Annotated in this window: 21 protein-coding genes and 1 other RNA gene; 3 read left to right on the top strand and 19 right to left on the bottom strand. The window is 72.3% G+C overall.

Going from position 1 to position 23,484, the window contains the following annotated elements:
• Window positions 1–236: 236 nt before the first annotated feature.
• The 6 genes from IE321_RS06430 to IE321_RS06405 all read right to left on the bottom strand — a co-directional run bounded on the left by IE321_RS06430 (window position 237) and on the right by IE321_RS06405 (window position 6,348).
• Complete coding sequence (locus IE321_RS06430) at window positions 237–1,862, bottom strand: beta-N-acetylhexosaminidase (protein ID WP_190222082.1); 1,626 nt, start codon at window positions 1,860–1,862, stop codon at window positions 237–239.
• Window positions 1,863–1,866: 4 nt separating this feature from the next.
• Complete coding sequence (locus IE321_RS06425) at window positions 1,867–2,715, bottom strand: carbohydrate ABC transporter permease (protein ID WP_190222081.1); 849 nt, start codon at window positions 2,713–2,715, stop codon at window positions 1,867–1,869.
• Entirely contained in the window at window positions 2,712–3,665 is a 954-nt protein-coding gene (locus IE321_RS06420) for a carbohydrate ABC transporter permease (RefSeq protein ID WP_308076609.1), read from the bottom strand. Before IE321_RS06420 ends, IE321_RS06425 begins: the two co-directional genes overlap by 4 nt.
• A gap of 5 nt (window positions 3,666–3,670) precedes the next feature.
• Entirely contained in the window at window positions 3,671–4,975 is a 1,305-nt protein-coding gene (locus IE321_RS06415) for an extracellular solute-binding protein (protein WP_190222079.1), read from the bottom strand.
• A 485-nt stretch (window positions 4,976–5,460) separates the two neighbouring features.
• A complete protein-coding gene (locus IE321_RS06410; RefSeq protein ID WP_043227505.1) occupies window positions 5,461–5,757 on the bottom strand; it encodes a DUF3039 domain-containing protein in 297 nt (98 codons plus the stop codon).
• A gap of 30 nt (window positions 5,758–5,787) precedes the next feature.
• Window positions 5,788–6,348, bottom strand: coding sequence for a YqgE/AlgH family protein (locus IE321_RS06405; protein WP_043227504.1), 561 nt, complete (start codon window positions 6,346–6,348; stop codon window positions 5,788–5,790).
• Window positions 6,349–6,647: 299 nt separating this feature from the next.
• Here IE321_RS06405 and murA point away from each other — a divergent pair, with 299 nt between their 5' ends.
• Entirely contained in the window at window positions 6,648–7,994 is a 1,347-nt protein-coding gene (gene murA / locus IE321_RS06400; RefSeq protein WP_043227503.1) for a UDP-N-acetylglucosamine 1-carboxyvinyltransferase, read from the top strand.
• Window positions 7,995–8,094: 100 nt separating this feature from the next.
• Here murA and IE321_RS06395 read toward each other — a convergent pair whose 3' ends face one another.
• The 7 genes from IE321_RS06395 to IE321_RS06365 form a co-directional block, all read right to left on the bottom strand.
• On the bottom strand, window positions 8,095–8,376 hold the full coding sequence (locus IE321_RS06395; protein WP_017237029.1) for an HU family DNA-binding protein: 282 nt from the start codon (window positions 8,374–8,376) through the stop codon (window positions 8,095–8,097).
• A 360-nt stretch (window positions 8,377–8,736) separates the two neighbouring features.
• Window positions 8,737–10,152 carry an NAD-dependent malic enzyme gene (locus IE321_RS06390; protein WP_190222078.1) on the bottom strand — a complete coding sequence of 472 codons (1,416 nt, stop codon included), beginning with the start codon at window positions 10,150–10,152 and terminating at the stop codon, window positions 8,737–8,739.
• A gap of 398 nt (window positions 10,153–10,550) precedes the next feature.
• On the bottom strand, window positions 10,551–12,836 hold the full coding sequence (locus IE321_RS06385; protein ID WP_043227501.1) for a HelD family protein: 2,286 nt from the start codon (window positions 12,834–12,836) through the stop codon (window positions 10,551–10,553).
• 62 nt (window positions 12,837–12,898) lie between these two features.
• Window positions 12,899–13,417, bottom strand: a complete 519-nt coding sequence (locus IE321_RS06380; RefSeq protein WP_190222077.1) for a GNAT family N-acetyltransferase — start codon at window positions 13,415–13,417, stop codon at window positions 12,899–12,901.
• Between the two features lie 22 nt (window positions 13,418–13,439).
• Complete coding sequence (locus IE321_RS06375) at window positions 13,440–14,576, bottom strand: uroporphyrinogen-III synthase (protein WP_079022272.1); 1,137 nt, start codon at window positions 14,574–14,576, stop codon at window positions 13,440–13,442.
• A gap of 84 nt (window positions 14,577–14,660) precedes the next feature.
• On the bottom strand, window positions 14,661–16,016 hold the full coding sequence (locus IE321_RS06370; protein WP_043227499.1) for a nitrate/nitrite transporter: 1,356 nt from the start codon (window positions 16,014–16,016) through the stop codon (window positions 14,661–14,663).
• Between the two features lie 108 nt (window positions 16,017–16,124).
• A complete protein-coding gene (locus IE321_RS06365; RefSeq protein WP_190222076.1) occupies window positions 16,125–17,120 on the bottom strand; it encodes a LysR family transcriptional regulator in 996 nt (331 codons plus the stop codon).
• A gap of 83 nt (window positions 17,121–17,203) precedes the next feature.
• Between IE321_RS06365 and IE321_RS06360 the strand changes: the two genes are divergently transcribed.
• The gene (locus IE321_RS06360) at window positions 17,204–18,463 is read left to right on the top strand and encodes an MFS transporter (RefSeq protein WP_226651602.1); all 1,260 of its coding nucleotides are present in this window, start codon (window positions 17,204–17,206) and stop codon (window positions 18,461–18,463) included.
• A 68-nt stretch (window positions 18,464–18,531) separates the two neighbouring features.
• On the opposite strand, the gene ssrA is transcribed toward IE321_RS06360, so the two are convergent.
• The 5 genes from ssrA to ftsE form a co-directional block, all read right to left on the bottom strand.
• Window positions 18,532–18,900, bottom strand: a transfer-messenger RNA (tmRNA) gene (gene ssrA, locus IE321_RS06355).
• 80 nt (window positions 18,901–18,980) lie between these two features.
• Window positions 18,981–19,517 (bottom strand): SsrA-binding protein SmpB, encoded by a 537-nt coding sequence (gene smpB / locus IE321_RS06350; RefSeq protein WP_051842485.1) that lies wholly within the window; start codon window positions 19,515–19,517, stop codon window positions 18,981–18,983.
• Window positions 19,518–19,535: 18 nt separating this feature from the next.
• Entirely contained in the window at window positions 19,536–20,708 is a 1,173-nt protein-coding gene (locus IE321_RS06345; protein ID WP_190222075.1) for a S41 family peptidase, read from the bottom strand.
• 78 nt (window positions 20,709–20,786) lie between these two features.
• A complete protein-coding gene (ftsX, locus tag IE321_RS06340) occupies window positions 20,787–21,704 on the bottom strand; it encodes a permease-like cell division protein FtsX (protein WP_043227496.1) in 918 nt (305 codons plus the stop codon).
• Between the two features lie 21 nt (window positions 21,705–21,725).
• Entirely contained in the window at window positions 21,726–22,415 is a 690-nt protein-coding gene (gene ftsE, locus IE321_RS06335; RefSeq protein WP_043227495.1) for a cell division ATP-binding protein FtsE, read from the bottom strand.
• A gap of 237 nt (window positions 22,416–22,652) precedes the next feature.
• On the opposite strand from ftsE, the gene IE321_RS06330 reads away from it, so the two are divergent.
• The gene (locus tag IE321_RS06330; protein ID WP_043227494.1) at window positions 22,653–22,835 is read left to right on the top strand and encodes a hypothetical protein; all 183 of its coding nucleotides are present in this window, start codon (window positions 22,653–22,655) and stop codon (window positions 22,833–22,835) included.
• 90 nt (window positions 22,836–22,925) lie between these two features.
• On the opposite strand, the gene IE321_RS41825 is transcribed toward IE321_RS06330, so the two are convergent.
• A partial coding sequence (locus IE321_RS41825) for an LPXTG cell wall anchor domain-containing protein (RefSeq protein WP_229916322.1) occupies window positions 22,926–23,484 on the bottom strand: 559 nt, incomplete at its 5' end.

The raw sequence follows: 23,484 nt of genomic DNA, 5'->3' as shown, positions 1-23,484 counted from the left end.
ACGGCGCGCCTGTGTGTGGGCGTACCGTACGTGCTCACAGGCCGGACGTGGCAACTCTGGCACATGTTCCGAGCCGTCCGGAGCGAGGGGCCGCGCGCGCCCCCTTCCGGCGGGGCGCCCGGGTCGCCCGGGAGGCCCGGGACGGCCTGAACCGTCCCGGGACGCCTGGGGACGTCCTGAGAGAGAAGGTAACTCCCGTTTCGCCGCTCCCGGGTGACCCCGGGAAGCGAGACGGCTCACACGATCGGGGGCGGTCCGTCGATCGGGCGCCCGAGGAGACCGGGGCGGCGCTGCCAGGGCGCGGGTCCGGACGGCGGCCGGTAGGCGACGCCGAGGGCGTCGAGGCGCCGGTAGTGGGTCTCCATGCGGCGCAGGAAGCCGTCCGTGTCGCGGTCGGCGGGGGCGGGCAGCGCGGACCAGGCGACCTCGGCGAAGGCGGCGAGGCGGGGGAAGACCTGGTAGTCGACGCGGGCGCGGTTCTCCATCACCTCGGTCCACACGTTGGCCTGGGTGCCCAGGACGTGACGGGCCGCCGCCTCGGACAGGCCCGGCGGGACGGGCTCGAAGCGGTAGACGTCCTCCAGGGTGCGCACGAAGCCGATCGGCACGGGCTCGTCCTCGCCGCCGTCCTGCCGGTGGTCGAGGTAGACCTGCTGCTCGGGGCACATGACGACGTCGTGCCCGGCCTCGGCGGCGGCGATCCCGCCGCCGTAGCCGCGCCAGGACGACACGGCCGCGCCCTCGGCCAGACCGCCCTCCAGGATCTCGTCCCAGCCGATGAGGCGCCGGCCCCGGTCGGCGAGCCAGCGGTCGAAGTGCCGGATGAACCAGGACTGGAGCCCGTCCTCGTCGCCGACGCCCAGCTCCGCGATCCGGGCCTGCGCGGCCGGGGACGCCTTCCACTGCTCCTTGGGGCACTCGTCGCCGCCGACGTGCACGAAGGTCGACGGGAAGAGCTCCAGGACCTCCTCGAAGACGCCCTCGTAGAAGCGGAGCACCTCCTCGGTCGGGGCGAGCACGTTCGGGTTGACGCCCCAGGTGTCCCAGACGGTGAGGGCGGTGGTGTCGACGACGTCGGTGTTGCCGAGCCAGGGGTAGGCGGCGATGGCGGCCTGCGAGTGGCCGGGGAGGTCGATCTCGGGGACGACGGTGATGTGCCGGGCGGCGGCGTGGGCGACGATCTCGCGGATGTCGTCCTTGGTGTAGTACCCGCCGTGCGGGGTGTCGTTCCACAGCGGTGAGGCCCGGTGCCCCCACTTGGAGCGGGCCCGCCAGGACCCGACCTCGGTGAGCCGCGGGTACCGCTCGATCTCGATCCGCCAGCCCTGGTCGTCGGTGAGGTGGAAGTGGAAGACGTTCAGCTTGTGCGCGGCCATCAGGTCGAGCAGCCGCAGCACGTCCTCCTTGGCGGTGAAGTGCCGGGAGACGTCGAGGAGCAGGCCGCGCCAGCCGAAGCGGGGACGGTCGGCGACCTCGGTGTACGGCAGCGCCCAGGTCCGCCCGGGCAGCGGCGCCCGGCGGTACGCGTCGGGGCCGAGGAGCTGCCGGAGGGTCTGGGCGCCCCAGAAGAGCCCGGCGGGGCCGCCGCCGTCGAGGAGGACGCCGTCGCCGCTCACGGAGAGGCGGTAGCCCTCGGGGCCGTACTCCTTCTCCGTCTCCGGGGAGATCCGCAGCCGGACCGCGCCCGGGCCGGTGCCGTCGGGGAGGGGCAGGCCGGTGGCGTCCCCGAGGACGGAGCGCAGCCAGCGGGCGGTGGGGCCGGTGCCGGGTCCGGCGTCGAGGGTGGTGCCCGCGCCGAGCGGGAGCAGGCCCTCCGGGTGGCCGGCCGTCAGGGGCGCCGGGATCAGGTCCGTGTCGGTCATCGCGTCAGTCCTTCACCGCCCCGCCCAGTCCGGAGACCAGGCGGCGCTGTACGAGTACGAAGAAGACGAGCACCGGGATCGTCATCACGGTCGACCCGGCCATGATTCCTCCCCAGTCGTTCTCGTCGGGTTTGAAGAAGACGAGCAGGGCCATCGGGAGGGTCGACTGCGAGGTGTCGCTGATGAGGAACGACTTGGCGAAGAGGAAGTCGTTCCAGGTGGAGATGAACGAGAAGACGCTGGTCGCGACGAGCCCGGGCAGGACCAGCGGGAAGAGGATCGTCCACAGGAAGCGCGCGTGGCTCGCCCCGTCGATCCGGGCCTGCTCCTCCAGCGCCTCCGGCACGGCCCGGACGAAGCCGCGCAGCATCCAGATCGCGAAGGGCAGCGAGAAGGCGAGGTGCGGCAGGACGAGCGAGCCGAGGGTGTTGAGGAGTCCGGCGTCGCGCATGAGGAAGAACAGCGGGATGGTCAGCGCCTCGACCGGCACCATCTGCGCGACCAGGAACATCACCAGGAGCGTGGTGCGGAACCGGAAGCGGAAGCGGGTGACGGCGGTCGCGGCGAGGAAGGCGATGACGGCGGAGGCGAGCACGACGGCGGTCGCCACCAGGAGGCTGTTGAGGAAGTAGCGCCCGAAGTCCTGCTGCTCGAAGACCCGCCGGAAGGAGTCGAGGGACGGGGAGAGGGTCCACGGGCGGGGGCGGGTCGACTGGATCTCGCCGGCCGGTTTGAGGGCGGAGAGGACCATCCAGTACAGCGGGAAGGCGACGACGACGGCGGTGAGGAGCGCGGCCGCCTCGGCGAGCAGCCGTCCGGGTCGGCGGACGCCGAGGACGCGGGGGGCGGTCACAGCTCCTCCCCCTGACGGCGCAGCAGCCTCAGGTACACCAGGGTCACGGCGAGCAGGATCAGCAGCATCACGACGCCGATCGCCGCGCCCAGGCTGTACCGGGAGGAGGCGAACGCCTGCTGGTAGGCGTAGACGTTGAGGACCAGGTTCTGCCCGGCGATGCCGCCGCCGCCCGTCATCACGTAGATCTGGGTGAAGACCTTGAAGTCCCAGATGACGGACTGGATGGTGACGACGGCGAGGATCGGGCGGAGCAGCGGCGCGGTCACGCCGCGCCAGATCCGCCACTGGGAGGCGCCGTCGAGGGCGGCGGCCTCCAGGACCTCGGTGGGGACGGCCCGGATCCCGGCGTAGACGGTGACCATCACGAAGGGGAACGAGCACCAGACGACTTCGAGGAGGACGAGCGCGAAGGCGCTGTACCGCCCGTAGGTCCAGGAGAAGTCGCCGAGGCCGAGGAGCTTGTTGACCGGTCCGAAGTCGGCGTCGAAGAGGAAGACCCAGACGGTGGAGCCGGTGACGGCGGGGGTGGCCCAGGCGCCGAGCGCGGCGAGCATCAGCGCGAGGCGGGGCAGCGCCCGCACCCGGGTGAGGAGCACGGCGAGCGTGCAGCCGACGGCGAGGGTGCCGGCCACGCAGGCGGCGGCGAAGACGACGGTGGCCAGGAGGACCTGACGGAACTGCGGGTCGGCGAAGAGGGCCGTGTAGTTGCCGAGGCCCTGGAAGGAGGTGGGTTCGCCGCCGCTGACCTGGGCCTGGGTGTACTCCAGGAAGGAGATCAGGCCCAGCTGGTAGACGGGGTAGACGAGCAGGGCGCCGAGCACGGCGAGGGCGGGCAGGAGGTAGAGCCAGGGGGTCCAGGAGGAGGTGCCGGTACGGCTCCGGGGGCGGCGGACGGGCCGTTTCGCGGTGTCCGCGGGGGCCGGCGGCGCGGGGGCGGTGAGCGTCACGCGGGTCACCCCGCCTCGGCGAAGGCCGCGTCCATCTTCTTCGCCGCGTCGCCGGCGGCGGTCCGCACGTCCTTCCGGCCGCTGGCGATCTCCTGGAGCATCGTGGGGACGACGAGCGAGGAGTCGATGCGGCCCCAGGCGGGGGTGGCGGGCACGAACTTCGTGCCGGCGGCGAGGGTGTCGATGAAGGGCTTCACGAAGGGCTTGCGGCGGGCGGCGTCGGCGCGGACGTCGGTGAAGGTGGGGAGGAAGCCCATCGCGTCGAAGAGCCCGGCCTGGGTCTCCTTGCCCGCCAGGCCCTTCATGAGGTCGACGGCGAGGGTGCGGTGCGAGGTGGACTTCAGGACGCCGATGTTGTTGCCGCCGGCGAAGGCGGGGGCGATGGAGCCGGGGGTGGTGCCGGGCAGCGGGACGACGGCGTACTTGCCCTTGACCTGGCCGGCCTCGACGGCGGCGTGGCTGAAGTCGCCGCCGATGGCCATGCCGGCCTTGCCCGCGGCGAAGGCGGTGATGGTGGCGTTGCCGCCCATCTGGGCGCAGGTGGCGGCGGGGCAGTTGTCGTCGCCGAGGAGCGAGGTGTAGGTGGTGAGGCCCCTGACGGCGGCGTCGGAGTCGAGGGCGGCCTCGTAGGCGCCGGAGCCGTCCCGGGTGGCGAGGTCGCCGCCGGCGGCCCAGACGAAGGGCAGGGCGCCGTAGGTGAAGGCTCCGCCGGCGGCGAGGCCGTACAGTTCCGGCCGCTCCTTGCGGATCCGCTTCGCGGTCGCGACGAGTTCGTCCTGGGTCGCGGGGGCGGCGAGGCCGAGTTCCCGGAAGACGTCGGTGCGGTAGTAGAGGGCGCGGACGCCGACGAAGAGCGGGGCGCCGTAGACCTTTCCGCCGACGGTGACGGACTCCCTGGCGGTGGCGTCGGTGTCGGCGGACTGGTCCCAGGCGGCGAACTCGGCGGTGACGTCGGCGAGCCCGCCGTCCTCGACGTAGCCGGCGGTGTCGGTGTTGCCGTACTCGATGACGTCGGGGGCGGACTTCGGGTCGTTGAAGGCCGCCTTGACGCGCTGGGCGCGGGTCTCGACGGGGATGTACTCGACCTCGACGTCGACGCCGGGGTGCTTCTTCTCGAAGGCGGCGACGACCCCGTCGACGACCTTCTCCTTGGGCTGGTTGGCGACCTCTTGGAAGAGCCAGACGCGCAGGGTGCCGGTCTTCTCGTCCCCGCCGGCGGCGGGGGCGGAGGTCTGGGGGGCGCACGCGGCCAGGACGAGGGCGGCGAGCGACAGGGCGACGGGGGCGGCGATCCGGGCAGGAAGCTTCATGACGTTCCCCTCCGAGCGTGCGTTGCAGCATGCGCAACGGGCGTTTCGTTCCTCACAACAACAGCGGTGAGGTTAGGCGCGCCCGGCGATCACGACAAGAGGTCTCGACCAATTCAGGCCCGCGGACGGTGCTCCGGAAGACCGCCCCCGGAGCCCCGGACCACCGCTCGCGGCACCCCGGAAGGCCACCCCCGAAGCCCCGCAAGGCCACCCGCCCACGCCCCTGGGAGGCCGCCCCCGAAGCCCCGGACCGCCGCTCGCGGCACTTCGGACGACCGCTCGCGACACCCCGGAAGGCCGCCCCAAGCCCCGCGAGGCCGCCCGCCCACACCCCCGCGAGGCCGCCCGCCCGCGCCCCGGGAAGCCACCCGCCCGCACGTCCCCGGAAAGCCCCCGCCGCGCCCCCGGAGAACACGAACGGCCCCCGTCGCACGCACCGCTGGTGCGTACGACGGGGGCCGTTCCCGACGGGTACGGAGGCGGGGTTACTTCCCCTTGCCGCCGTCCTTGCCGCCCTTGTCCTTGTCCCCGCCCGAGCCCATGGACTCGTAGATCTCCTTGCACATCGGGCAGACCGGGTACTTCTTGGGGTCGCGCCCCGGGACCCAGACCTTCCCGCACAGCGCGACCACGGGAGTGCCGTCGAGGGCACTCGCCATGATCTTGTCCTTCTGGACGTAATGGGCGTAGCGCTCGTGGTCGCCGTCACCGTGGGACACCTGCGGCGTCGGCTCGACGAGGGTTCCCGTACCTGCCCCGCGCTCGGGCTCGAGAGTGCTCATGGGACCCAAGGGTACTGAACCCGGCGGGGCTCAGTTGAGCGAAGGGTCGTCGGGGTAGGTGGCGATCATCGCGAGCTCGCCGCGCTGGCGGCGCAGGACCTGGCGCCAGAGGGTCTCGGGGGTCGGGGAGGAGACGTCGCCGGGCTCGGACTCGACGACGTACCAGGCGCCTTCGGTCAGTTCGGTCTCCAGCTGGCCGGGCCCCCAGCCGGCGTAGCCGGCGAAGATGCGGAGCGCGCCAAGCGCGGGGCCGAGGAGTTCGGGCGGGGTCTCCAGGTCGACCAGACCGATCGCGCCGAAGACCCGGCGCCAGCCGAGCGGCCCCTCGTCGCCGGGGATCACGGCGAGGCCGAGGGCCGCGTCGAGGGAGACGGGCCCGCCCTGGAAGACGACGCCCGGCTCGCCGGCCAGGCCGGCCCAGGCGGCGAGCACGTCACCGACGGTGACGGGGGTGGGCCGGTTGAGGACCACGCCGAGCGAGCCCTCGTCGTCGTGGTCGAGCAGCAGCACCACCGCGCGGTCGAAGTTCGGGTCCGCGAGGGCGGGGGTGGCCACGAGCAGCCGTCCTGTGAGCGAGGACACCTCGGTCATGCGACACATGATCCCGCATCTTCGGCGCGCGTGGGGGTTCTCGGGCGCGATGCCGCGGGAGTCCGGGGGAATCCGGCGGAAAGTGAACGAGCCTCGCAGGTCGGGAGGGGCGGGACGGAAGGCGCCGGACCGCCCGCCGGGGACAACCGGACGGTGACAGTCCGCAAGATCATGGAAACGGAGGGTGTTGTGCCGAATTCATTACATCTGACAGGCACCCCGACCGGCCCTGTCGGGGTCCAATGGCCCCTTACCCTTTTCTCTGGCCACCCGACCGACGACTCCGGAACGCGAGATTCATGACCGGCACAGACAGCCAAGATGTACTGCTCGTCCATGGCGGCACCCCGCTCGAGGGCGAGATCCGCGTCCGCGGCGCGAAGAACCTCGTGCCCAAGGCGATGGTCGCCGCCCTGCTCGGCAGTGGTCCGAGTCGACTGCGCAACGTGCCGGACATCCGCGACGTGCGCGTCGTCCGCGGGCTGCTCCAGCTGCACGGCGTGACGGTCCGTCCCGGGGACGAGCCCGGCGAGCTGGTGCTCGACCCGACGCACGTCGAGTCCGCCAACGTCGCCGACATCGACGCCCACGCCGGCTCCTCGCGCATCCCGATCCTCTTCTGCGGCCCGCTGCTGCACCGTCTGGGGCACGCCTTCATCCCCGGCCTCGGCGGCTGCGACATCGGCGGCCGGCCGATCGACTTCCACTTCGACGTGCTTCGCCAGTTCGGCGCGACCATCGAGAAGCGCGCCGACGGCCAGTACCTGGAGGCCCCGCAGCGGCTTCGCGGCTGCAAGATCCGCCTCCCGTACCCCTCGGTCGGCTCGACCGAGCAGGTGCTGCTCACCGCGGTGCTCGCCGAGGGCGTCACCGAGCTGTCGAACGCGGCGGTGGAGCCCGAGATCGAGGACCTCATCTGCGTCCTGCAGAAGATGGGCGCCATCATCTCGATGGACACCGACCGGACCATCCGGATCACCGGTGTCGACCGGCTCGACGGCTACACCCACCGGGCCCTCCCGGACCGCCTGGAGGCGGCCTCCTGGGCGTCCGCGGCGCTGGCCACCGAGGGCAACATCTACGTGCGCGGCGCCCAGCAGCGCTCGATGATGACCTTCCTCAACACGTACCGGAAGGTCGGCGGCGCCTTCGAGATCGACGACGAGGGCATCCGCTTCTGGCACCCGGGCGGCTCGCTGAACGCGATCCACCTGGAGACCGACGTCCACCCCGGCTTCCAGACCGACTGGCAGCAGCCGCTGGTCGTCGCCCTGACGCAGGCGTCCGGCCTCTCCATCGTCCACGAGACGGTGTACGAGTCCCGGCTCGGCTTCACCTCGGCGCTGAACCAGATGGGCGCCCACATCCAGCTGTACCGCGAGTGCCTGGGCGGCTCCGACTGCCGCTTCGGCCAGCGGAACTTCCTCCACTCGGCGGTCGTCAGCGGCCCCACCCGCCTCCAGGGCGCCGACCTGGTCATCCCCGACCTGCGCGGCGGCTTCTCGTACCTGATCGCGGCCCTCGCCGCCCAGGGCACCAGCCGGGTCCACGGCATCGAGCTGATCAACCGCGGCTACGAGAACTTCATGGACAAGCTCGTGGAGCTGGGCGCCAAGGTCGAGCTGCCGGGCGGCGCGCTCGTCTAGCGGTTCCCGCGTGGAGGGCCCTGCGGGGCCCTCTCCCGGACGTACGGAAGGGCGGCCACCCCGGAGGGGGTGGCCGCCCTTTCGTGCGCCTACAGGCCGCTTACTTGCCCTTGGCGGCTTCCTTGAGCTTCGAGCCCGCGGAGACCTTCACGCTGTAGCCGGCCGGGATGTTGATCGGGTCGCCGGTCTGCGGGTTACGAGCGGTGCGAGCGGCACGGTGGGTGCGCTCGAAGGTCAGGAAGCCGGGGATGGTGACCTTCTCGTCGCCCTTGGCGACGACCTCACCGACGGTCTCGGCGAGGGCGGCCAGCACGGCGTCGGCGTCCTTGCGGGTCACCTCGGCGCGGTCGGCCAGCGCGGCCACCAGCTCACTGCGGTTCATGTTGTTACTCCCGTGTTCTTCTTGCCTGTGAGGCGTGAGATCGAAGCCGATGCTGCCAGGGGCCTCGGACAGTCCCCGGAACCGGGGTCTGCCTCTCGTGGATCCCTCGCGCCCTGGGGGTTCCCCCCTGGACGAAGTCCTCGGGGGAGCATCCTGCCCCCACCAGCGGCGGGAACGCCAATCCGGCACCCTCTGGGGTCACACGAAAAGCGCCGGATCCCCCTGGTGGTGACGTAGCGTCGACTCCCCGCAAACGGTGCGGAGCCGAAAAGCCACCCTAAAGGCGGGTTTACGGCTCCGCGAATCGCGACACGCTCGGTTACCGTCCACCGGGGGACGCCGAAGGCCCCGCGGGAGGGGTCAGGCGCCCGCGCCCGCGGCCTTCGCCGCGGTCCGGACGGCGCCGGCGACGGCGCCCGCGACCTTGTCGTTGAAGACCGACGGGATGATGTAGTTCGGGTTCAGCTCGTCCTCGGTGACGACGTCCGCGAGGGCGCTGGCGGCCGCGAGCATCATCTCGGTGTTCACCGTGCGGGACTGCGCGTCGAGCAGACCGCGGAAGACGCCGGGGAAGACCAGGACGTTGTTGATCTGGTTGGGGAAGTCCGAGCGGCCGGTGGCGACCACGGCGGCGGTCTGCCGGGCGGCGGCCGGGTCGACCTCCGGGTCGGGGTTCGCGAGCGCGAACACGATGGAGTCCTCGGCCATCGCGGCCACGTCCTCCGCGCCCAGCAGGTTCGGGGCCGACACGCCGATGAAGACGTCGGAGCCGACGACCGCCTGCTTGAGGGTGCCGGTGACGCCCTCCGGGTTGGTGTTGTCCGCGATCCAGCGCAGCGGCGAGTCGGCCGGGGCCTCCACCAGGTCCTCGCGGCCGGCGTGCACGACGCCGTGGATGTCGGCGACGACCGCGTGCTTCACGCCGGCGGCGAGCAGCAGCTTGAGGATCGCCGTACCGGCCGCGCCGGCGCCGGACATGACGACCTTGACGTCCCCGATGCCCTTGCCGACGACCCGGAGGGCGTTGGTGAGGGCGGCGAGCACGACGATGGCGGTGCCGTGCTGGTCGTCGTGGAAGACCGGGATGTCCAGGGCCTCGCGCAGCCGCGCCTCGATCTCGAAGCAGCGGGGCGCGGAGATGTCCTCCAGGTTGATGCCCGCGAAGCCCGGGGCGATCGCCTTCACGATCTCGACGATCGCGTCGGTGTCCTGGGTGTCCAGGCAGATCGGCCAGGCGTCGATGCCCGCGAAGCGCTTGAAGAGGGCGGCCTTGCCCTCCATGACCGGCAGGGCGGCCTTGGGGCCGATGTTGCCGAGGCCGAGGACGGCGGAGCCGTCGGTGACGACCGCGACCGAGTTGCGCTTGATGGTGAGGCGGCGGGCGTCCTCGGGGTTCTCGGCGATCGCCATGCACACCCGGGCCACGCCCGGGGTGTAGATCATCGAGAGGTCGTCACGGTTCCGGATGGGGTGCTTGGACGCCATCTCGATCTTGCCGCCGAGGTGCATCAGGAACGTACGGTCCGAGACCTTGCCGAGGACGACGCCCTCGATGTCCCGCAGCCGCTCGACGATCTCGTCGGCGTGCGCGGTGGACGTCGCGGCGACGGTGACGTCGATCCGGAGCTTCTCGTGGCCCGACGCGGTGACGTCGAGGCCGGTGACGGAACCTCCGTGGGACTCGACCGCCGCGGTGAGCTGCGAGACCGCGGTGCCGCTCGCGGGCACCTCCAGCCGGACCGTCATCGAGTACGAGACGCTGGGCGCCGTTGCCATGGCCGGGTTCCTCTGCTTTCCCTAGCTTCGTTGCTACGCCGCCCCGGCTGGTTGCCTGGCGGCGCCCTCCGATGGTCGCACCTACCTGCCGGTAGCAGGTAATGCGGTCATTTTGTTTTCGGAAAGTAGTTTCCACCATACGAGAGTCACGCGAACAACAGAAGAGGCCCCGGTCATCGGAAGACGACCGGGGCCTCAACTTCGTATGTACGTCTAAGTGACACCGACCCGCCATGCTCGCCTCGCGGCAAGTGGTCCCTCTGAGGGACGAAGGTTGGGCCCGGGGGCTTGGATCGAGCCGGTGTCACGACCAGGCTAACAAACCCTCCCCGAAGGTGATTCCCCCGGCGCGTGTTGACCTGAAATCGCCACCGCGCGCCAGGGTCGTCCCTCCCGCCTCAGTCCCGCAGGAGGTCCGGCACCCCCGCCGCGTCCGGCAGGTCCCGCTCCCCCGCGAGCACGGTCAGCGCCTGCGTCGAACGGGTGAGGGCCACGTACAGCACCCGCAGCCCGGCCGGGGACTCGTCGGCGATCTCGGCCGGGGAGACGACCAGGGTGGCGTCGTACTCCAGTCCCTTCGCCTCCAGCGAGCCGAGCGCCACCACCCGGTCGCCCAGGCCGTCGAGCCAGCGGGCGGCCTCCGCGCGCCGGTCCATGGCGACGACCACGCCGACCGTGCCCTCGACCCCGGCGAGCAGCCGCTCGGCCTCGGCCCGCACGGTCCCGGCCAGGTCGCCCCCGGCCACGGCGACGAACCGCGGCTCGACCCCGGTCGAGCGGACCGCCCTCGGGGACTCCTTGCCGGGCATGGCGAGGGCCAGGACCTTGGCCGCCAGCTCGGCGATCTCGGCCGGGTTGCGGTAGTTCACGGTCAGCTCGAAGCGGCGGCGCGGCCGCGAGCCCAGCGCCTCGTCACGGGAGGCGGCGGCCTCGTCCGGGTCGGACCAGGAGGACTGGGCCGGGTCGCCGACGATCGTCCAGGTGGCGTGCCGGCCGCGCCGGCCGACCATCCGCCACTGCATGGGCGTCAGGTCCTGCGCCTCGTCGACGATCACGTGGGCGTACTCGGTGCGCTCGGCCGCGAGCCGCTCGGCCCGCTCCCGCTGGGTCTCCTCGCGGACCGGCATCAGCTCCTCCAGGCCGGTCAGCTGGTCCAGCGGGTCGTACTCCCGCTTCCGCTTCGGCCGGGCGGGGGCGCCGAGCAGGGTGTGCAGCTCGTCGAGGAGGGCGACGTCGTGGACGGAGAGGCCCGGGCGGCGCAGCGAGCGGGCGACCCGGCGGACCTCGCCGGGGTTGAGGATCCGGCGGGCCCAGCGGCCGAGCCGCTTCTCGTCGCCCATGGCGTCCAGGACCCGGCGCGGGGCCAGCTCCGGCCACCAGGCGTCGAGGAAGCCGAGGAAGGAGTCCTCGGTGGACACGTCCTCGTCGAAGGAGGAGCGCAGCTCGGCGGCGAGCTCCGGGTCGCTGTGCCGGCCCGCGGCGCCCGACCGGGCGTAGAGGGCGTCGAGGAGCAGTCGGCGGGCGCGGGGCCGCAGCAGGTTGACGGGGGCGGTGCCGGACAGCACGTTCTGCCGGATCCGCCGCAGCTCGTTCTCCTCCAGCTCCAGGCGGCGGCCGAAGGCGACGACCCGGAGCAGCCGCGGGGTGTCGGGCTGGTCGAGGGCGCCCCGGGCGGCCTTGCGGAGCACGGCGAGCATGCGGGAGGAGCCCTTGATCCGGGAGACGGCGGGCTCGTCGTAGGTGTCGGCCACGCCCCCGGCGGCGTCCTCGGCGAGGTCGCCGAGCGCCCGGATGGCGACCTGCCCCTCCTCGCCGAGGGACGGCAGCACGCCCTCGGTGTACGAGACGAGCAGCGGGGTCGGCGAGACGATGAGGATGCCGCCGGCGTACCGCCTGCGGTCCTGGTAGAGCAGGTAGGCGGCCCGGTGCAGCGCCACGGCGGTCTTGCCCGTGCCCGGCCCGCCCTCGACGTAGGTGACCGAGGCGGCGGGGGCGCGGATGACGAGGTCCTGCTCGGCCTGGATGGACGAGACGATGTCGCGCATCGAGTGACCGCGGGCCTGCCCGAGGGCGGCCATCAGGGCGCCGTCGCCGATGACGGGCAGCTCGGCGCCGTCCAGGGCGGCCTTCAGCTCGGGGCGCATCAGGTCGTCCTCGACGCCGAGGACGCGCCGGCCCTTGGAGCGGATGACGCGGCGGCGCACGACCCGGCCGGGTTCGACGGGGGTGGAGCGGTAGAAGGGCGCGGCGGCCGGCGCGCGCCAGTCGATGACGAGCGGGGAGTAGTCGGCGTCCAGGACGCCGATGCGGCCGATGTGCAGGGTCTCGCCGATGTCGGCGGTGTTGTCGGCCCGGACGGCGTCGTCGGCGGGCTCCACGGACGTGTAGGCGCCGTCGGGGCCCCTGACCCCGTCCTTGCCCTCCAGGAGGTCGATCCGCCCGAACAGGAAGTCCTCGAACTCGTTGTTGAGCCGGTTGAGGTGGACTCCGGCGCGGAAGACCTGGGCGTCGCGCTCGGCGAGGGCGCCGGGCGTGCCGACGTGCCCCTTCTGGGCGGCGTCGTTCATCAGGAACTCCGCCTCGTGGATCTTCTCCTCCAGGCGGCGGTAGACCTGGTCCAGATGTTCCTGCTCGATGCCGATCTCACGGTCTCTGACCGTGTCGACGGCTTCCTGCGCGGCCACTAAGGCCCCCTTCTGACGTGCACTGGGCAGCCGTCAAAGGTACGCCACCGGTGGCTGCCGTGTCAGGCGAGGGGCGGCGCCTGATCGTGCAGGATCCGCTGGAAGAGGTGGTGGTCGCGCCACTCCCCCGCGATGTGGAGGTAGCGCGGGGCCGTCCCGATCCGCTCGAAGCCGCATTTGGCGAGCACGCGTTGGGAGGTGCGGTTGTCGAGGAGGGTGCACGCCTCGATCCGGTGGAGCCCGAGCGTGTCGCGGGAGGCCCGGATCACCTCCTCGGTGAGGGCGGTGGCGAGGCCCCGTCCGCCGTATTCGGGATCCACCCAGTAACCGAGGCTGGCGCTGCGGAACGGCCCGAGCACGATGCCCGAGAGGATCGCGGCCCCGACGATCCGCTCCCCGTCGACGGCGAACCACCGCCGGCCGCCGTCCGCCAGCCGCTCCGCCTGCGCCTCGGCCGTGTAGTACCGCTCGGCCCGGTCCGGTTCCCAGGGGCGCATGTACGCCCGGTTCCGCGCCAGTGCCTGCGCGAGCGCCCCCGCGTCCGTGTCGCGCGCCTCCCTGATGCCCACCCCGTCGTCCATGGTCCGTACGGTACCCGCCGGTTCACGGGGTCCGGGGTTCGTCGGCGAGCGGGTCCAGGGAGAGGCGGTAGCCGCGCTTGACGACCGTCTGGATGAGCTTGGGGGCGCCGAGCGAGGCCCGCAGCCGGGCCATCGCCGTCTCCACCGCGTGCTCGTCCCGCCCGGCCCCGGGCAGCGCCCGCAGCAGGTCGGCCCGCGAGACCACCCACCCCGGCTTCCGGGCCAGGAGGCCGAGGAGGGCCATGCCGGCCGGCGGCACGGGCCGCAGCTCGCCGTCGACGAGCACCGCGTGTCCGCGGATCTCGACGCGGTGGCCGGCGACGGGCAGGGCCAGGGACCGGGCGGGGAGTTCGGTGCACAGCAGCTGCACGAGCGGCCCGAGCCGGAACCGTTCGGGCTGGTGGGTCGGGATGCCCTCGGCCTGGAGCGGCAGTGCCGTCACGGGCCCCACGCACACCGCGAGCACCTCGTGCCGGAGCGCCTCGACGACCCGGTCCCGCACCCCCCGCTCGCCCGCGCGGGCGAAGAGCGAGGCCGCCGCCGGCGCGCTGGTGAAGGCGACGGCGTCGACGGCGCCGGACAGGATCGCGTCGACCAGCCGGTCGAGCGGCCCCAGGTCCTCGGGCGGCATCCATCGGTAGACGGGCACGCCCAGCACCGTCGCCCCCGCGGCGGTGAGCGCCTCGACGAAGCCGGGGAGCGGTTCGCCGTGGAGCTGGAGGGCGATCCGCCGCCCGTCGACGCCCTCGGCGAGGAGCCGGTCGAGGACCTCGGCCATGGACTCGGAGGACGGCGACCAGGACTCGGTGAGCCCGGCCGCCCGGACGGCGCCCTTGACCTTGGGCCCGCGGGCGAGGAGTTCGACCCCGCGGAGCGCGTCCAGGAGCTCGGGGCCGTGCCCCCAGCCCTCGGCCGCCTCGATCCAGCCGCGGAAGCCGATCGCGGTGGTGGCGACGACGACGTCCGGCGTGCTGCCGATGATCTCCTTGGTGGCGGCCAGGAGTTCGGTGTCGTCGGCGAGGGGGACGATCCGCAGCGCGGGGCCGTGCACGACGGCCGCGCCGCGCCGGCGCAGCAGGGCGATGAGTTCGTCCGCGCGCCGGGCCGCGGTGACGCCGACGGTGAAGCCGGCCAGGGGTCCGTGTTCGTGCTGGTCCATGGTCATCGAGGGTGGCGCGGACGCGTGACGGTCGGGGTTCACGCGTATTTCCTGGCCGTTACGGTACGCGCCCGGCACGCCCGCTCACACCTTCGCGTATCCGGGCCGGTTCTCCGGCTCCTCGGCGGTCTCGGCCGTGTCGGGGACGACGGGCGGCCGGCGAAGGTATACCGCCCAGGTGACGGCCATGCAGGCGGCGTAGAAGACGAGGAAGGCGACGAAGGCGCCGGTGCCGCTGCCGACGGTCTGGAAGGACTGCCGGAAGGCGAGGTTGATGCCGAGGCCGCCGAGGCCGCCGACGGCCCCGATGAGGCCCATGGAGGCCCCGGAGAGCCGCCGCCCGTACGCCTCGGCGGGCTCGCCGGCCAGGCCCTTGCCGTAGCCCTGGGCGAGGAAGATCGCCGGGATCATCTTGAAGGTGGAGCCGTTGCCCAGGCCGCTGAGGACGAAGAGGGCGATGAAGCCGACGAGGAAGACGGTGAGGGACTCGATGACCGAGGCCCAGATGACGACGCCGGTGGCCGCGGACATGGCGGCGAAGGTCGCGAGGGTGATGTGGGCGCCGCCGTGCTTGTCGGCGAGGGAGCCGCCGAAGGGCCGGATGAGGGAGCCGAGGAGGGGGCCGATGAAGGTGAGCGAGGCGGCCTGGAGCGGGGTGCGGCCGAACTGCGTCTGGAGGACCAGGCCGAAGGCGAAGCTGTAGCCGATGAAGGAGCCGAAGGTGCCGATGTACAGGAAGGCCATGATCCAGGTGTGGCGGGCCCGGACGGCTTCGCGGAAGGCGCCGGTGTCGTTCCTGACGGGCGTGAGGTTGTCCATGAAGAGCGCCGAGCAGACGGCGGCGAGGACGATCAGCGGCAGGTAGACGCCGAGGACGATCCTCGGGTGCATCGCGCCGGCGGTGCCGATGACGAGGAGGCCGACGAGCTGGACGACGGGGACGCCGATGTTGCCGCCGCCGGCGTTGAGGCCGAGCGCCCAGCCCTTCTTCCGGAGCGGGAAGAAGGCGTTGATGTTGGTCATGGAGGAGGCGAAGTTGCCGCCGCCGACACCGGTGAGGGCGGCCACCAGGACGAAGGTCGAGTAGGACGTGCCGGGTTCCATCACCGCGTAGGCGACGCCGGTCGGCAGGAGCAGCAGCAGGGCGCTGAAGACCGTCCAGTTGCGCCCGCCGAAGCGGGCGACGACGAAGGTGTACGGGATGCGGATCAGCGCGCCGACGAAGGTCGCGGTCGCGATGAGGAAGAACTTGCCGGCGGGGTCGACGCCGTACTGGGGTCCCATGAAGAGGACCATCACGGACCACAGGCTCCAGATGGAGAAGCCGATGTGCTCGGAGAGGACGGAGAAGGCGAGGTTGCGCCGGGCGATCCGCTCGCCCTTCTCCCGCCAGAAGGTCTCGTCCTCCGGCTCCCAGACGTCGATCCAGCGCCCGCCCATCTCGCACCTCCACGGTGTCGGATCCGGTCTCGGATCCTGGTGCATCCGACGCTAGGGAGGGCGCGTTTCAGGACAGTGCCGTGAGGTGACGGCGGCGGAACCTTGCTCTCACCCGGACGCACCGGACCGTGTGAGCGGGACGGACGGCGGCACCCCCGGCTCGTCGTCCGGCAGCCAGGAGCCGGGCGGGCGGTCCAGCCAGCCCTCGCGCCCGCCGAGTTCGGCGGCGGCCGCGCGCAGGGCGTCGAGGCCGGGATGGCGCAGGCCCCTGCGCCACACCAGGCTGACGGGCGAGAGCGGGACGGGGTCGACCAGGGGCCGCAGGACGCAGCCGGGCATGGGCGGGAAGCCGACGACGGCGAGGACCGGGTGCCGGTGCTTGGCCATGATCCGCTGGAACTCCTCCTTGCCGACGGCGAGCGGCGCGGGCGGCGAGAGGTGGATGCCGCGGCCGGCGAAGAGCCGGACGGCGAGGTCGGTCCACTCCGGGGTGCGGTCGTTCCCCGCGCCCGCGTAGAGGCGTTCGCCGGCGAGCCGGCCGAGCGGCACCTCGGGCAGTCCGGCGAGCGGGTGGTCCTCGGGCAGGATCACCGCCATCGGCTCGTACCGCACGAGGAGCGCGTCGAGCCGGGCCCGCAGCGCGGGCGCGAGTCCGCCGTACCGCCCGAAGGAGACGTCGAGCCGGCCGGCCAGGATCTCCCGCGCGGCTCCGGTGAGCCCGGACTCGAAGCGGGCCATCAGCTCCTGCTCGGGGACGAGCTCGCGGGCGCGGCGCAGGACCCGGTCCTGGACGAGGCCGGGCGTGTTCAGGTCGACGAGGAGGGGCCGCAGCTCGGGGCGGAAGGCGTCGCGGAGCGCGTCGTGGGCGTCGAGGACCCGGCGGGCGTACGGCAGGAGCCGCTCGCCGTCCGGGGTGAGGGCGACCTGCCGGGTGGTCCGTACGAAGAGCTGGGCGCCGACCTCGCGCTCCAGCCGCCGGACGTCCCGGCTGAGCGCCTGCTGGGCGACGAAGAGCCGGCCGGCGGCGCGGGTGAAGTGGAGCTCCTCGGCGACGGCGGTGAAGGCGCGCAGCAGCCGGGGCTCGATGTCGTACGGAGTGGGCACCGCCGCATTCAACAACACGGGTGCGTGAATGGCGACCGCACAGGTGTTGGACGGCCCCGCCGCCCCGCCCCGAGCCTGGTGCCATGCCCCACCCGGACACCACCCAGCCCCCGCACCCCTCCCCCGCCTCCGCCCGGGCCCCCCGCCCCGCGCCGGACGTCTCCGCGCGCCCGCTCCCCCGCAATCCGTACCTGCGGCTCTTCGCCGTGCCCGGCACGCGCGCCTTCACCGCCGGGAACCTGATCGCGCGGCTGCCGGCGGGGATGTTCGGGGTCAGCGAGGTGATCATGATCTCGGCGGCGTACGACTCCTACGCCCTGGCGGGTTCGGTCACGGCGACCGGGCTGGTGGCGAGCGCGGTGACGGCGCCGTGGGTGGCCCGGCTGGTCGACCGGCACGGGCAGGCCCGGATCGCCGTCCCGGCCGCGGCCGTGGCCGCCCTGGGCCACCTGGCGCTGCTGCTCTGCGCGCACGTCCACGCGCCCGCGTGGACCCTGTTCTGCGCGATCGCCCCGGCCGCCACCACGCCGAACACGGGCGGCATGTCCCGGGCCCGGTGGGCGCACCTGCTGCGCGGCGACGCGGCCGCCCTGCACACGGCGAACGCCTTCGAGCAGGCCGCCGACGAGCTGTGCTTCATGCTCGGCCCGGTGCTGGCGGCGGTCCTCTGCTCGGCGCTCTTCCCGGAGGCGGGCGCGCTGGCCGCCACCGTCCTCTTCCTGACGGGCGTCCTGCTCTTCGCGGCCCAGCGCGCGACCGAGCCGCCGGTGGCCCCGCGCACCGCCGCGGGCTCGCCGCTGCGGGCGCCCGGGATGGTGCCGCTGCTCGCGGTCTTCCTGGCCACGGGCGCGATCTTCGGCTCGATGGAGGTGACCACCCTGGCGTTCGTGGACGGCCCGCTGGCGGGCCCGGTGCTGGCCCTCCAGGCGGCCGGCTCCTGCGCGGCCGGCCTCCTCTACGGCCGGGCCCGCCGCACGGCGGCCCTGCGCACCTGTCTGGCGGCGATGACGCTGCTCATGGCGGCCCCGCTGCTGGTGTCGGGGACGGGTTCGCTCCTCGCGCTGGCCGCCGGCCTCCTGGTGGCGGGCATGGCGACGGCCCCGACGATGGTCACGGGCATGGCCCTGGTCCAGCGGCTGACCCCGCCGTCCCAGCTGAACGAGGGCATGACCCTGGCCGTGACCGCCCTGCTGGGCGGCATCGCCGCCGGCTCCGCCACGGCCGGCTGGACGGCCGACCACGCCCCGTCGCCCGCCCTCGGCTTCGTCCTGCCGGTGACGGCGGCGGCCCTGGCCCTGGCCCTGTGCGCGGCGACCGGCGTCGGCCGCCGCGCTCGCGGGTGAGGGCTCCGGGGAATGACAGAGGCCCGGCGGTCGCTCGCGCGACCACCGGGCCTCTGCCCACATGGGATGAGTGGAGATGGCGGGAATCGAACCCGCGTCCAACGGTGCGGAACCAGGGCTTCTCCGTGTGCAGTCTGGTACGAGTTTCTCAGCCCTCCGGATCACCCAGACAAGTCCGGAACGGGCTCAGTCACTGTTTGATTTCCCTCTTCACCCCGTGACCGGGATCAAGGTTTAGTCCCCTTCATGATGCCAGGATCCGGGTCGGGAACAGCCCCGGGCTGACACTTCGCAAGTCGCTACTTAGGCAGCGAGGGCGAAGGAATCGCGCTTGGTGTTGGCGATTATAGGTTTCGGCGCGTGGTTTACGAGATCATTGCCGCTTCCTCGACACGCTTCCCCTGCTTCGACATCCGCTGTCGAAACCGATCATCCCCATGTTGATTTTTCAATCCGCGCACCCTCTGTGGGGTGCGTGGCCCATCGTACGTGACCCACGGCCACGGTTGCCAGCGGATTAACGCTCCTGGGAGCGTTGGCGTCGCTTCGCCGCCGCGACCGCCCGCGCCGTCTCGCGGGTGTCCTGCTTCTCCCGCAGGGTCTGCCGCTTGTCGAACTCCTTCTTGCCCTTGGCGAGCGCGATCTCGCACTTCACCCGGCCGCCCAGGAAGTACAGCGCCAGCGGCACGATCGTGTGACCGGTCTCGGACGCCTTCTGCTCCAGCTTGTCGATCTCCGCCCGGTGGAGCAGCAGCTTCCGCTTCCGCTTCGCCGAGTGGTTGGTCCAGCTGCCCTGCATGTACTCGGGGACGTGGATGTTGTACAGCCACGCCTCGTTCCCCTCGATCTGGACGAAGCCGTCCACGAGCGAGGCCCGCCCCATCCGGAGCGACTTCACCTCCGTGCCCATGAGCGCCACGCCCGCCTCGTACGTGTCGAGGATGAGGTAGTCGTGGCGCGCCTTCTTGTTCTGCGCGATGAGCTTGCGCTCCGGCCCCTTGTCCTGGGCCTTCTTGGCAGGCTTTCCCTGCACGTTGACGAGTCCCTTAGCCATAGTGCGGTCATTTTCGCACTACGAGCCCCCTCCGAGGCCACTCAATACCGTGCGGGCCCGCTCCTCCGCCCCCTCGGCGGCCGGCAGGTCGGGGGCGATGCCGCGCCCGTCGACCTCGTGCCCGGCGGGGGTGCGGTAGTGCCCGACGGTCAGTTCGGCGACCGAACCGTCCGGGAGGGTGCTCGGCATCTGCACCGAGCCCTTGCCGAAGGTCCGGGAACCGACGGTGACCGCCCGGCCCCGGTCCTGGAGCGCGCCGGTGAGCAGCTCGGCCGCGCTCATGGTGCCGGCGTCGACCAGGGCGACCAGCGGCCGGCCGGTGTCTCCGCCCCGCTCCGCGTACAGGGCCCGCTGCTCGCCCTCGACGTCGTAGGTGGCGACCAGGCCGCCGTCGAGGAAGGCGGAGGCGGCGGAGGCCGCCTCGTCGACCAGGCCGCCGGAGTTGCCCCGCAGGTCGAGCAGGACGCCCGCGCCGGCCGGGGCGGTGCGGACCGCCTCCCGGACCCGGGCGCCGACGCCGCGGGTGAAGGCGGCGATCCTGATGACGACGGTCCGCTCGTCGGGGCGGCTGACGGTGACGGGGTCGGTCGCGAGCCGTTCCCGGCGCAGGGTCTGGGTCCAGGTCATGCCGCCCCGCCGGACCCGGAGGGAGACGGTGGAGCCGGGGACCCCGTCGCCGCGCAGGAGGGAGACGGCCTCGGAGACGGACCGGGCGTCGGTGGCCCGCCCGTCGACCGCGAGCAGCCGGTCCCCGACGCGCACCCCGGCCCGCTCGGCCGGACCGCCGGACCGCACCCGGGTGACCTCGACGCCGCCCTCCGGGGACGCGGCGGCCGCGGAGAGGCCGACGCCGGTGTAGGCGCCGTCGAGGGACCGCTCGAACTCGGCGTACTCCCGCCGGTCGTAGACCGCGCCCCAGCGGTCGCCGCTGCGGCTCACGAACTCCTCGGCGGCCTGCTTGCCCGACTTGCCGTCGGCGACGGCATCGGCGGCGACGCGGTGCAGGGCCGCCCGGTCGAAGACCGCCCGGTCCCCGGCGCCGGTACGGGGCTCCCGCCCGGCACCGTCCTCCCGGGGCAGCGCGCCGGTCGCGGCGCCGGTGGCCAGGACCCCGGCGAAGACCAACGTGAGAACGGCCCCGCGGACGACGCCGCGGGGCCGGAGACAGAGAGGCGCGGAGCCGGCCGGCATGGCGCCCACTCTAGGACAAGGCGGCGGCGCCACCGAGGCTTTGGCCCCAGGACGCCGCCCGCCGTCGGAGGTCTCTTCTCACACCTTCAGGTACTTGCGCAGCGCGATGAACGCGGCCACGGACGGCATCATCAGGCCGATGACGATCACCAGCGGCAGCTGGGCGAGGACCACGTCCCAGCCGATGAAGTTCACCAGCGGCATCTGCTCGGCGAGGTTGAGGCCGTGGTCGACGAGGAAGTACCGGCCGGCCACGAGCAGCACACAGGCGAAGGCGCCGCCGATGAGGCCCGAGAAGGCGGCCTCCATGATGAACGGCATCTGGATGTAGAAGCTGGAGGCGCCGACCAGCCGCATGATGCCGGTCTCGCGGCGGCGGCTGAAGGCCGAGACGCGGACCGTGTTGATGATCAGCATCAGCGCGATCACCAGCATCAGCAGCATCAGCGCGACGGCCGCGTAGTTGACGCTGCGCATCATGTTGAACAGCGTCTCCAGGATGGAGCGCTGGTCCTGGACGGACTCGACGCCGTCCCGGCCCGCGAAGGCGGTGGCGACCACCTTGTACTTCTCCGGGTCCTTCAGCTTCACCCGGAGCGACTCCTGCATCTGGTCCGGGGTGATGACGGAGGCGATGGCGGTGTCGCCGTACTGCTCCTTGTAGTGCGCGAAGGCCTCCTCGGCCTTCTCGTGGATGACGTTCTCCACGATGTCCATCTTCTTCAGATCGGCCTGGATCTGCTCGCGCTGCTGCTTGGTGACGGCACCCTTGGCGCACTTGGGCGAGGTCGAGGCGTCCGTCTTGTTGCAGAGGAAGATGGAGACGTTGACCTTGTCGTACCAGTAGTCCTTCATCGTGGAGACCTGCTCGCGCATGAGCAGGGCACCGCCGAAGAGGGCCAGCGACAGGGCCACGGAGACGATGACCGCGAAGGTCATCGTCAGGTTACGCCGGAGACCGACGCCGATCTCGGAGAGCACGAACTGAGCGCGCATGGTGTTCTGGTTCCCCCGCCGTCAGTGCTGGTAGCCGTAGACGCCGCGCGCCTGGTCGCGGACGAGGCGGCCCTTCTCCAGCTCGATGACGCGCTTGCGCATCTGGTCGACGATGTTCTGGTCGTGGGTCGCCATGACGACGGTGGTCCCTGTCCTGTTGATGCGGTCGAGCAGCTTCATGATGCCGACGGAGGTCTGCGGGTCGAGGTTGCCGGTGGGCTCGTCGGCGATCAGCAGCATCGGACGGTTGACGAACGCGCGGGCGATCGCCACGCGCTGCTGTTCACCACCGGACAGCTCGCCCGGCATACGGTCCTCCTTGCCGCCGAGGCCGACCAGGTCGAGCACCTGCGGCACGGCCTTGCGGATCTCGCCGCGCGGCTTGCCGATGACCTCCTGGGCGAAGGCGACGTTCTGCGCGACCGTCTTGTTCGGCAGCAGGCGGAAGTCCTGGAAGACGGTGCCGAGCTGGCGCCGCATGTGCGGCACCTTCCAGTTGGACAGCCGGGCGAGGTCCTTGCCGAGGACGTGCACCTGCCCTTGGCTGGCGCGCTCCTCCCGCAGGATCAGCCGGAGGAAAGTCGACTTTCCGGAGCCGGAGGAACCGACGAGGAAGATGAACTCCCCCTTCTCGATCTCCAGGGATACATCCCGGAGCGCGGGGCGGTTCTGCTTCGGATAGGACTTGGAGACGTTGTCGAATCGGATCACGAATGCACCACGGTCGGCCGGGAGTAGGTGTGCGTGACCTTACGCGAACCGGGAAGCCCCGCGCAGTCGCGGTCCGGGCTTGCGTGCTTTATCCTTTTTGGCCCTCGGGGGCGGTCCGGAGCCGTTCGCGGCCGGGGCGCGCCGGAACCTCACGGAGCTGGCACAGTGGTAGGGGGAACGTCCGGATCGTGCCGGGCGTTGTCCTGGTGTGAGCCCCGTGCGGGAGGAGGAGAGCGTATGACCTACGACCGACTGGTGTGCGCCAGCTGCGCGGCCCCGGTCGCCGAGGGTCGCTGTCCCGTCTGCCGGGCCAGCCGACAGCGCCTGGAGCCGCAGGGACTGTCCCCCGCGATGGTACTGACGCTGGTGATCGCCCTGGTGGCGACGCTGGCACTGCTGGCGGCGGTCCGCACGGTCTGATCCGTACACGAGCCGGAGACGCGGCACGACGAAGGGCCGGGGAGGAAAGCCTCCCCGGCCCTTCTGCGTCCTACCGGGCGCTTACCGCGTTCAGGCGGCGGCGCCGCGTCCGGCCACGAGGCGCGGCAGGAAGCGGAAGCCGATGCCGCCGGCGATCATGGTGGCGGCACCGATGATCAGGAACGAGGTCTCGGCCGCACCGGTCTCGGCGAGCTCCTCCTTGGCCTCGCCCTGCTGGACCGGCTGGGAGCCGGCCTGCTGGGTGTCGGTGTTGTTGTTGGAGCCGGTCGAGCCGTTGGAGCCGGTCGAGCCGGTCTCCACGCACTCGACGCCGTCGAGGTCGACGGTGCAGTTGCCGGCACCGCCGTCGGCGGAGGAACCGCCGTCGGTCGAGCCACCGGTCGTGGTGGTGGAACCGGAGTCGTTGCCACCGTTCCCGTTGCCGTTCGACCCGTTGCCGTTGCCGTTCGAGCCGTTGCCACCGTTGCCGTTGCCGCCGTTGCCGTTGCCGCCGTTACCGGCGTCGGCACCACCGTCGGCCGCGCCACCGTCAGCGCCACCATCGGCCGCACCGCCGTCAGCCGCGCCACCGTCGGCACCGCCGTCAGCCGCACCACCGTCAGCGCCACCATCGGCCGCGCCACCGTCA

It is taken from the genome of Streptomyces hydrogenans, from assembly GCF_014656075.1.
In the GTDB taxonomy this organism is placed as follows: Bacteria; Actinomycetota; Actinomycetes; order Streptomycetales; family Streptomycetaceae; genus Streptomyces; species Streptomyces hydrogenans.
Note: the sequence above shows the minus strand (reverse complement) of the source record. Positions and strands in the feature narration are given on the sequence as shown.